Here is a 9,885-nt window from a genome sequence, read left to right as displayed (position 1 = left end):
ATTTGCGATACATTTTGCCAAAACTCAGGTAGCAAAGTAATTGAATAAAATACGCCACCCAAGTACGTTAGCGGAGTAAGTATAAATGTAGGAATAATACTAATGTCATCAAAGCTATTAGCATAAATAGCGTTAATTAAACCACCTAGCGCAAACACCGCCGAGGTTAAAATTACCGTTGCCATAATTACAAATATATTGTGTATTTGAATATCAACAAACAACAGCGATACACAGGTAACAATAAAGCCCACCATCATACCACGCGTCATACCACCGCCCATATAACCAAGTACAATTATGTAATTAGGCACTGGCGCAACAAGCAGCTCTTCTATACTTTTTTGAAATTTAGTTGAGTAAAAACTAGAAGCCACATTAGAGTATGAGTTTGTAATAACCGACATCATTATTAAGCCCGGTACAATAAACTCCATATAACTAAACCCACCCATTTCACCGATGCGCGAGCCTATGAGGTTACCAAAAATAACAAAATACAAACTCATTGTTATGGCAGGTGGTACTAGAGTTTGCACCCAAATACGTAGAAAACGAATACACTCTTTAATCCATATACTTTTTAGCGCTACGCCATATTTAAACATTTATTCGCCCCGCCCTTGCTCTAGTAATCCTACAAATAGCTCTTCTAATCGATTGGCCTTATTACGCATACTTAATACAGTATTGCCTTGCTCTGTAAGCGCACTAAACACTGCATTTAAGCCCTGTGATTTAGCTACTTCAACCTCAATGGTGTGATCGTCCGTCATGGTAAATTTATAACCTTGCAACGTGACTGGCTTAGCTGGCATTTTTAAATCAAGTACAAACGTTTCTTTATCAAGCTTTGCAAGTAGTGCTTTTATCGTCGTGTTTTCAACAATGCGACCGGTATCGATAATGGCAATGTTTTTACACAATAGTTCTGCTTCTTCTAAGTAATGGGTAGTTAAAATAATCGTTACGCCTTGTTCATTAATTTTGCGTAAAAACTCCCACATAGAGCGTCGTAACTCTATATCTACACCCGCTGTTGGTTCATCAAGTATAAGTAGCTTTGGCTCGTGCATCAGTGCGCGTGCAATCATTAAACGACGCTTCATACCGCCTGATAAAGTACGCGCTTGTTTATCTTTTTTCTCAAGCAAACCAAGCTGAGCTAAATATTTATCAGCACGCTTGTGTGCCTCGCTACGCGGTACACCGTAATAACCGGCTTGGTTTACTAATATTTGGGTCAACGTTTCAAATTGGCTGAAGTTGAATTCTTGTGGTACTAAGCCTAAATGCGCCTTGGCAGCTTCAAGATGGGTATCTATATCGTAACCAAATACCTCCACTTTACCTTCAGTTTTATTGACCAAAGACGAAATAACACCAATTGTTGTTGATTTACCTGCGCCGTTTGGCCCAAGTAATGCAAAAAAGTCGCCCTCTTCTACCTGTAAATCAACACCTTTAACAGCCTCTACGCCGTTTTTGTATACCTTGGTAAGGCCTTCAATATTTAATGCAATACTTTGCTTACTCATTATTTACCCTCACCATAACCCCAACGTTTTGTTAGTGTATGCTCAATGTTTAAATGATCTAAAATGCGAGCCACCATAAAATCGACTAAATCTTCTATGCTTTGCGGCTTATGATAAAAGCCCGGCGCTGCAGGCATAATGGTAACGCCCAAACGCGATAGCTTTAACATGTTCTCTAGATGAATCTCGCTAAAAGGCGTTTCACGCGGTACTAAAATAAGCTGGCCACGTTCTTTAATCACTACATCGGCCGCACGCTCTAGTAAATTATCAGATGCGCCTACAGCAATCGCCGATACTGACCCCGCACTGCATGGGCACACAACCATTTTTTTGGGCGCTGCAGAACCAGAGGCTACAGGACTAAACCAGTTATCTTTACCAAATACTTGTAATTGTTGTGGCTGTGCATCAAATAGCGCATTTAACTGCTCAGTGGCTTTATCTTCATTTGCCGAGAGCTTTATGTTTGACTCAGTATCAAGCACAACGCGGGCTGCGCTCGAAATAAGTACATACACTTGGTATTGCTGCTCGAGTAACACTTCAAGCAGCTTTAAACCATATGGTGCGCCAGAGGCACCACTGAACGCTAAGGTGATTTTATCTTTAAATTGCAAATTATTCTCCGCTGAATTTATCAGCCAAACCATCTACTAGTTGCTGATGAAGGCCGTTAAAACCGCCATTACTCATAATTAAAATATGTTGATCAGGCTGCACATTTTCAAGCACCGTATTTATAATAGCTTGCGTACTATTAAAACATTGCATGCCCGCTTTTTGAGCTTGCTCGTTAAGCGACCAGCCTAAGTTATCTGGTTCAAACAAAAGTACGTCATCAGCATCAGCTAATGAAGCAAGAAGCGTATGTTGATGTACACCCATTTTCATGGTGTTTGAGCGGGGCTCTAAAATAGCAATAATTTTTTCATCGCCAACTTTAGCGCGTAAACCCGCTAAGGTTGTTTTAATCGCTGTTGGGTGATGAGCAAAATCGTCATAAACCTTAATACTGTTTATGTCGGCCTTGAGTTCCATTCGCCTTTTCGGACTTATAAACTCGGCAAGTGCCTCAATACTGTGGCTAACAGCAATTCCTACATGGCGCGCTGCAGCAATTGCCATAATCGCATTTTTAACATTATGTTCGCCAATTGCGCCCCAATTAACCCTACCTTGCCGTTCATTATTCAAAAGTACATTAAACTCGCTACCATCGGATTTAATTAGTTCGTAACCCCAATCAATGCCTAGCGTTTCGCTTTCACTCCATAACCCTTGCAATATAACGTCTTCAAGTGCTTTGTCTTGTTTTGGCCAAATTACTTTACCGCTGTGAGGTAGTGTACGCATTAAGTGGTGAAATTGTTTTTTAATTGCGTTTAAATCATCAAAAATATCGGCGTGATCAAACTCTAAATTATTCAAAATTAATGTACGCGGTAAGTAATGGACAAACTTGCTGCGCTTATCAAAAAAAGCGGTATCGTATTCATCTGCCTCAATAACAAAAAAAGGGGTTTCACCTACCTTTGCCGACACACCAAAATTTTGCACTATGCCGCCAATTAAAAACCCCGGTTTTAAACCAGCATATTCTAATATCCAGGCAAGCATACTCGCTGTGGTTGTTTTACCATGCGTACCAGCTACCGCAAGCACCCACGAGTTTTGCAATAAGTTATGCTTTAACCACTCTGGACCTGAGGTATAAGGTAAGCTGTTGTCTAACACATATTCAACACACGGATTACCTCGGCTCATCGCATTACCAATTACTACCATATCGGGTTTTGGCTCTAATTGAGATACGTCGTAACCTTGAGTGAGCTCAATACCAAGATCTTCAAGCTGGGTGCTCATAGGTGGGTAAACGTTTTGGTCTGAACCTGTTACTTTATGGCCAAGCGACTTAGCAATAGCTGCAATACCACCCATAAACGTACCGCAAATGCCCAAAATATGAATATGCATATACTTTCCTTAAACCGTATGCTCACTTTGCAGCTGTGCAAAGTTTAATGGCGCTATAATGCCAAATTTCGCGCTTACTTACCATTATATGTAGGCATTTTACTAATGCTTAAAGTCATTATCACAAACAAAAAAGCCTTCTAAATTAGAAGGCTTTTTTGCAAAGTAAATTAATCTACATACTTAAAAAAACAATTAAACCTAAGCCTAAAACTAACCGGTAAATTACAAAAGGTAACATTCCCATTCGTTCAATCACTTTTAAAAATAAATAAATACACGCATAAGCAGATAGAAAAGACAGTACCACACCTAGCAACAATGTACCCCATTCAACAACATGTTCACCCAATGCAAGTTCTATTGTGTAATAAAGCCCCATCATTGAAATTACAGGAATAGCGAGTAAAAACGAAAAGCGCGCTGCACTTTGCTTATTCATGCCTAGCATTAAACCCGCTGTCATTGTAATACCTGAACGAGAGGTACCCGGGATCATAGCAACGGCTTGCGCTAAGCCAATCATTAAAGCCGACTTCCAATTAAGTTGATAAATTGTTTTAACTTGTTTCCCTTTAGCATCAGCGTACCAAAGCAATAGGCCAAAAATAATCGTCGTAGCTGCAATGACCCATGCACTTCGAAGGTATAACTCAACAAAATCCTTAAGTAACAAACCAAATACAGCAGCAGGTATTGTCCCTAAAATAATCCACCAGCCGAGTTTACTGTCGTCTGTTTTGCCTTGTGTGCCAAACGATTTAAACCACGCACTCAGAATGTCAGCCACCTCTTTACGAAAATAAATAACAACCGCTATTAATGTCCCTACATGCACTGCAACATCAAAAGCAAGTCCTTGGTCTTCCCACCCTAATATTTGTGAGGGTAAAATTAAATGTGCCGAGCTAGATATGGGTAAAAACTCAGTAAAACCTTGAATTAGCGCTAAAATTATTATTTCTAAAATACTCATGGGTTAGAAAACTCCACCTTCCATAGTTTTTGTTGAGGGTTATTATATGCATTCCATAATTGAGCAATTGTTTGCTTAGCTACAGGGTGATAAAAACCGGGGGCAACCTCACTGAGAGGTTGTAATACAAATGCATTCTTAGTTATTTCGTCACGTGGTAATTGCGCGGGGCTATCGCAAATAACATCGTCGTAAAACAATAAATCTAAATCAAGGGTTCTTGGGCTGAACTTTTTATCGTTTGGTGTGCGACCATTATCACGCTCTATTTTTTTTAGTAATGCACACACTTCAGCTAACGGCTTGTCTGTTTTTGCCCCAACGACCGAATTATAAAAGTTATTACCTACGAAACCGACAGCTTCACTTTCAAAAACAGACGAATGCTCTATATTTTTAAAATGCGTTTTAAGTGCTTTTAAGGCACTTTGCATATAGTGCTCTTTGTTGATATTTGACCCAAGGCTAATAAATATTTGCGCCATTTAAACGCTTGCCTTATTACGTGTTATTTCTACTCCAACAGTTTGCGCTTGCGCAACTGCTGCAGGTTTACTCACTCTAATTTTAACTTGAGTTGTATTAAACTCAGTTAAAATAATTTCTGCCAATTGTTCAACAAGTGTTTCAAGCAACTCAACAGGTTTAGCTGTGCTATGCGCAATAACACGCTCGCTTACTTTTGCGTAATCAAGTGCTAGATTAATGTCATCATTTGCGGCGGCTGGTTTAATATCACTTAGCATTTCAATATCAAAATAAAGGCTCTGTTTACTTTCTTTTTCAAAGTCGTACACTCCAATAATAGTGTCGACGTGCAATTGAGATATAAATACCTTATCCATTGATACTCCAAAAGACCAACAACTGTTCTAACCACATAAACTAATTATAAATTAATATTGTATATGCTTTAATCAGTGTTTAAATATGTAAAAATTCCTTCTACAATAGCAAAATAACGCGTTTAGCTAAATTTGGTAGAAGTATATTAATTTTCACGATAAATTTTGCCGCCAATAATAGCCCAAAAACGATGTTAATTGCATTAAATGTAATGGGTATAACGATAAAAATATAAGGAACTATGTGTTAGCTATTTTGATGTTTGTTCTAGCGTACCTACTTGGGTCGATTTCATCGGCTATCTTAGTGTCGCGTCTATTTAAACTTCAAGATCCCCGTACACATGGCTCAAATAATCCAGGCGCAACTAATGTTTACCGCTTAGGTGGCGCTTTTCCTGCTGTTTTAGTTCTTGTTTTTGATATTTTAAAAGGCACGATACCCGTGTGGGGGGCTTATTTTTTACAACTTGAGCCTTTGGTACTTGGCTTAGTTGCCGTTGGCGCCTGTTTAGGCCACATGTACCCTGTATTTTTTAATTTTAAAGGAGGTAAAGCCGTTGCAACAGCATTTGGGGCTTTACTCCCAATAGGTTTATCCCTAGCTGGGTTATTAATTACTACTTGGCTAATTATAGTCGCAGTGAGTCGCTATTCTTCTCTTGCCGCCCTAGTCACCGTTCTACTCGCACCGCTTTATACGTGGTTAATTAAGCCACTCTACACGCTGCCAGTGGTTTTTATTACGGTGCTTATTATTTTTCGCCATCGAACAAACATAGTGAGACTATTTGCTGGTGAAGAACCAAAAGTGGGGGCTAAAAAAGCCCCCACTGATGAAAACAAACCAACATAACAAAGTACTTAAATAGGCTCGAGGCTATCTATTGGCCACCGAGGCTTAGTTTTCATATCAAGGGTTGCAAACTGCCCTGCTTTTAAACGTTGCATACCGGCATAAGCAATCATTGCACCGTTATCAGTACAAAACTCCGTACGCGGATAATACACTTCGCCCTTCATACCCTGCATGACTCTTTCAAGCTGAAGCCTAAGCTGGGTATTTGCACTTACACCGCCCGCAATCACTAAACGCTTGATACCTGTTTGCTTTAGCGCTCGCTTACATTTAATAACCAAGGTATCAATAACAGCGGTTTGAAATGCATGCGCAATGTCAGCTTTAGTTTGCTCGTCATCGTCATTTTCACGAATGGTAATCGACGCCGCAGTTTTTAATCCACTAAAACTAAAATCAAGCCCGGGTTTATCTGTCATTGGGCGAGGAAAGATAAATCGCTTTGGAATACCTTGCTCTGCTAATTTTGCTAAGCGGGGACCACCCGGGTAATCAAGACCTAATAACTTAGCTGTTTTGTCAAAGGCTTCACCTGCAGCGTCATCAACAGACTCGCCCAATACTTCGTATTGGCCAATTCCTTCAACTTTTACCATCATGGTGTGGCCACCAGAAACAAGTAAAGCAATAAACGGAAACTCTGGCACCTTGTCTTCAAGCATGGGAGCAAGTAGATGCCCCTCCATATGATGAACCGCAACAGCAGGGATATCCCATCCGTAAGCCAATGAGCGACCAATTGAAGTACCCACTAATAGCGCCCCAACTAAACCAGGGCCGGCTGTGTAAGCAATACCGTCTAAGTCTTCAGGACCACAACCCGCTTGAGCAAAAGCTGCATCAATAAGCGGAAGCGTTTTACGAACATGATCGCGTGACGCCAGCTCGGGAACCACGCCACCGTAGTCAGCATGTACTTTTACTTGGCTATATAACTGATGAGCTAATAAGCCTTTCTCGTCATCATATATTGCTATACCTGTTTCATCACATGACGATTCAATGCCTAAAATTCGCACTGTACTTCTCCTGCTTTTTTATCACTACTTAACCAAAGTTCAAGTTACTTAATTTGTTTATAACGCCAAACCAATATTTGTTTGACCATCAACAACAGCAAATTTTTTCAGCGCCTTTACACTTTCTGAAGTAATACGCCCCATACTTTCAACAAAGTCAATAAGCTCGGCTAGCACTTCAATTTCGTACTGCATTAAAGGGTGCTCCCTAACAGCCGTGTTGTCTGCAATTTCACCTTCAACTGTCATCTGGTATTCAATAAAGCGCGCAACGGTTGCTTGCGAAATTTTACTTACACTTACAAACTCTTTATCGTCTTGTGCCATTAAACCATGCATCAAGCTCAGTAATGACGTTGCCGCATCAATAGCTGGGTATGTACCAAACATATCAAAATCAGCGAGTTCTGGAACATTAGGTTCCACTTTTTCAACTTGCTTTTCTAAGTCAATCTTACTTTTTGGCAGTAAGATTTTTTCCCAACAAACATTAAGCGCATTACGAAGTAACGTTTCATCACCAAACCCCGTAGCCTCACTAAATAAGCCATAATTTGGCAACATACGTTCAATTAGCGCACTTGCCAAAACCGCTTTTTGTAAATAGTTTAGCTCTCTAATACGCTGAAAATTATTTGCTTTAGTCATTCTTTAACGTCTCACATGACCAACAAAAATCAAATGTTGATCCATTATGCTCATTACAGTTAGGACAAACCCAATCTGGAGCGGATTGTTTTACTTGCTGATAGTTTACCAATATTTGTCGCGCATGGCGCTCTTTTATCGCATAAACCTGCACACTCACTTGCGCCTGATCGAAAGGAATTTCCCCAAGTGCACCTTGAAGCATTTCTCCTGCAACTTTACACTCTATTCCACCCGCTTGAATTAACCCTTTAACAATATTAGCCTCTAACGTGTTGGCTGCCTTGTAAATTGTTATCCAATTAAATGCACTATCTGTTGTGTTTTTATAAGTTTGCAATATCGACCTCGATTATTTTGTGTGTACAATACCTTAAGGTATTGAGAAATTTATTAAACAATATTTAAAAAGGCGCAAGCATGACACTTACAACTCCGGGTCTACTTTTTCCAGCTATATCTTTGTTACTTCTTGCTTATACAAACCGATTTTTAGTACTTGCGCAATTAATAAGAGAGTTAAATGCCAGAGAAGGCGAGTCAATTCGCCCTGTGGTGGTTGCGCAAATTACCAATTTAAGAAAGCGCATAAAGCTCATAAGAACCATGCAAGTTTACGGTGTAGGCTCTTTTTTATTATGTACCTTGTCTATGTTTGCTCTTTTTATTGAGTTTAATACCACAGGAATTATTTTATTTGGCGTAAGCCTAACCTGTTTAAGTTTATCTTTACTAACGTCTTTATTTGAAATTCATATTTCATGTGATGCAATAGAAATTGAACTTCAAAATATTGAAAACAAACCATTAAGTAACAGAGCAAACAAAAACTTTGATAATAAAACAAGCTAAAAGACTAAAATTCGTGCAAATATTTTAATTATTGCTTAATCAATGCCCTACTTTGTGGCATACTTTTTCATTAATTAGCATAATAAATTTACCTAATATTTTTATTTATAGATTTATACCTGCTTTTTAGTATTAACTTTGCCAGATAAGGATGTTAGGTAAATAAAAAATTATTAGTCTTTAGTCTAAAGGTTAATACTTTTTAACATCTTTACACTTTTATTATTGTGCAAACAAATATATTGTGTAGTTTATCTTTTTTAAATTTACATATATTTATTAATAGCTTAGACAGACAGAAAATTGATGTATTAGTACATCACAACTTACTTATAAAAAGGGACTATAAAGTGAGATTTGACCAATTAGAACAATTTGTAGCACTGGGTGTGTTACGCCACTTCAGACAAGCCGCAGAAAAAACAAAAATTAGTACTTCTGCACTTACCCGCAGTATTCAGACCCTAGAAGATGAAATGGGCTATGAGTTAGTTACGCGCTCAACCCGCTCAGTAAAACTGACTCCTGAAGGCGAACTATTTTTAGATTACGCCAAAAATACACTTAGCGAATTAGAAAACACCAAAAAACGCTTGTTTCAATCTGTTCATGGCAATGCCGATGAAAAACTCATTATTGGTTACACTAATAAAGCAAGTAACATTGTGCCTATTTCATGCGGTCAATTTTTAGCGCAATACCCACATGTAAAAATCGAAATGCAATTGCAAGAACAGCATGAGTTAACACGCAAGCTTCAGGAAGGTGAAATAGACATTAGCGTTTATTCTCAAGCTGTAAATAGTATTGGTAGTGATATTCATTTGCCTGATCAGCTTATTTTATTTGTATCTAAGCATCACCCGCTTGCCCAAAAAAATGACATAAGCAAACACCAACTAGACTCCTATTCAGCCTTTGGTTGTTTCTCTCAATCAAAACAAGTTCAAAGCATGCTGAACGAGGCCATTGATTCTTTAAATAAATCATCAACTATCAAAATGGGCAGTATTGAACAGGTTATCTCTGGCATTATTAAATCCGATAGTTTTGCAATCGCCAGCATTGAGCATGCAAACACTGTGGCAGAACACACCGACCTTGTTCAGTTAAAAACAAATAAAGATTTAAGCCATGAGCAACTAATTGTTCAAACAAACCAACAAACCAC

Annotated in this window: 13 protein-coding genes; 3 read left to right on the top strand and 10 right to left on the bottom strand. The window is 38.8% G+C overall.

Translation table 11 applies throughout. The features are described from left to right. The 7 genes from BCG07_RS19895 to folB form a co-directional block, all read right to left on the bottom strand. The coding region (locus BCG07_RS19895) for an ABC transporter permease (protein WP_286891689.1) at window positions 1-608 on the bottom strand (608 nt) is incomplete at its 3' end. Further along, window positions 609-1,538 carry an ABC transporter ATP-binding protein gene (locus tag BCG07_RS19890; protein ID WP_138740093.1) on the bottom strand — a complete coding sequence of 310 codons (930 nt, stop codon included), beginning with the start codon at window positions 1,536-1,538 and terminating at the stop codon, window positions 609-611. Then, the gene (locus BCG07_RS19885) at window positions 1,538-2,158 is read right to left on the bottom strand and encodes a flavin prenyltransferase UbiX (protein WP_008130602.1); all 621 of its coding nucleotides are present in this window, start codon (window positions 2,156-2,158) and stop codon (window positions 1,538-1,540) included. Before BCG07_RS19885 ends, BCG07_RS19890 begins: the two co-directional genes overlap by 1 nt. A gap of 1 nt (window position 2,159) precedes the next feature. Then, the gene (gene mpl, locus BCG07_RS19880) at window positions 2,160-3,515 is read right to left on the bottom strand and encodes a UDP-N-acetylmuramate:L-alanyl-gamma-D-glutamyl-meso-diaminopimelate ligase (protein WP_243531456.1); all 1,356 of its coding nucleotides are present in this window, start codon (window positions 3,513-3,515) and stop codon (window positions 2,160-2,162) included. Window positions 3,516-3,690: 175 nt separating this feature from the next. Then, entirely contained in the window at window positions 3,691-4,491 is an 801-nt protein-coding gene (locus BCG07_RS19875) for an undecaprenyl-diphosphate phosphatase (RefSeq protein ID WP_286891686.1), read from the bottom strand. Further along, a complete protein-coding gene (folK, locus tag BCG07_RS19870) occupies window positions 4,488-4,976 on the bottom strand; it encodes a 2-amino-4-hydroxy-6-hydroxymethyldihydropteridine diphosphokinase (RefSeq protein WP_243531458.1) in 489 nt (162 codons plus the stop codon). Before folK ends, BCG07_RS19875 begins: the two co-directional genes overlap by 4 nt. After that, entirely contained in the window at window positions 4,977-5,336 is a 360-nt protein-coding gene (gene folB, locus BCG07_RS19865; RefSeq protein WP_243531460.1) for a dihydroneopterin aldolase, read from the bottom strand. 244 nt (window positions 5,337-5,580) lie between these two features. Between folB and plsY the strand changes: the two genes are divergently transcribed. Beyond that, window positions 5,581-6,192, top strand: coding sequence for a glycerol-3-phosphate 1-O-acyltransferase PlsY (plsY, locus tag BCG07_RS19860; protein ID WP_006791568.1), 612 nt, complete (start codon window positions 5,581-5,583; stop codon window positions 6,190-6,192). An 8-nt stretch (window positions 6,193-6,200) separates the two neighbouring features. Here the strand turns inward: plsY and tsaD are convergent, their stop codons facing one another. The 3 genes from tsaD to BCG07_RS19845 are packed head-to-tail and all read right to left on the bottom strand — an operon-like array spanning window position 6,201 to window position 8,202. Beyond that, window positions 6,201-7,214 (bottom strand): tRNA (adenosine(37)-N6)-threonylcarbamoyltransferase complex transferase subunit TsaD, encoded by a 1,014-nt coding sequence (gene tsaD, locus BCG07_RS19855; protein WP_008130598.1) that lies wholly within the window; start codon window positions 7,212-7,214, stop codon window positions 6,201-6,203. Between the two features lie 57 nt (window positions 7,215-7,271). After that, window positions 7,272-7,862: a YjaG family protein gene (locus BCG07_RS19850; protein WP_008130596.1), complete on the bottom strand. Its 591-nt coding sequence runs from the start codon at window positions 7,860-7,862 to the stop codon at window positions 7,272-7,274. Further along, window positions 7,855-8,202, bottom strand: coding sequence for a putative signal transducing protein (locus BCG07_RS19845; RefSeq protein WP_008130594.1), 348 nt, complete (start codon window positions 8,200-8,202; stop codon window positions 7,855-7,857). The genes BCG07_RS19850 and BCG07_RS19845 overlap by 8 nt, the downstream gene beginning before the upstream one ends. A gap of 80 nt (window positions 8,203-8,282) precedes the next feature. On the opposite strand from BCG07_RS19845, the gene BCG07_RS19840 reads away from it, so the two are divergent. Together BCG07_RS19840 and BCG07_RS19835 are read left to right on the top strand one after the other, a co-directional pair. After that, window positions 8,283-8,714: a DUF2721 domain-containing protein gene (locus tag BCG07_RS19840; RefSeq protein WP_006791572.1), complete on the top strand. Its 432-nt coding sequence runs from the start codon at window positions 8,283-8,285 to the stop codon at window positions 8,712-8,714. Window positions 8,715-9,064: 350 nt separating this feature from the next. Then, window positions 9,065-9,885 (top strand): LysR family transcriptional regulator (locus tag BCG07_RS19835; protein ID WP_286891683.1); only part of this gene is annotated, 821 nt, incomplete at its 3' end.

It is taken from the genome of Pseudoalteromonas sp. ESRF-bin5 (genome assembly GCF_002632075.1).
Lineage (GTDB): Bacteria > Pseudomonadota > Gammaproteobacteria > Enterobacterales > Alteromonadaceae > Pseudoalteromonas > Pseudoalteromonas marina.
Note: the sequence above shows the minus strand (reverse complement) of the source record. Positions and strands in the feature narration are given on the sequence as shown.

Bases quoted from the DNA above. Each gene is read 5' to 3' on its own strand.
- BCG07_RS19890 (WP_138740093.1), bottom strand. From the start codon at position 1,538: ATGAGTAAGCAAAGTATTGCATTAAATATTGAAGGCCTTACCAAGGTA.
- mpl (WP_243531456.1), bottom strand. From the start codon at position 3,515: ATGCATATTCATATTTTGGGCATTTGCGGTACGTTTATGGGTGGTATT.
- BCG07_RS19875 (WP_286891686.1), bottom strand. From the start codon at position 4,491: ATGAGTATTTTAGAAATAATAATTTTAGCGCTAATTCAAGGTTTTACT.
- folK (WP_243531458.1), bottom strand. From the start codon at position 4,976: ATGGCGCAAATATTTATTAGCCTTGGGTCAAATATCAACAAAGAGCAC.
- folB (WP_243531460.1), bottom strand. From the start codon at position 5,336: ATGGATAAGGTATTTATATCTCAATTGCACGTCGACACTATTATTGGA.
- BCG07_RS19850 (WP_008130596.1), bottom strand. From the start codon at position 7,862: ATGACTAAAGCAAATAATTTTCAGCGTATTAGAGAGCTAAACTATTTA.
- BCG07_RS19840 (WP_006791572.1), top strand. From the start codon at position 8,283: ATGACACTTACAACTCCGGGTCTACTTTTTCCAGCTATATCTTTGTTA.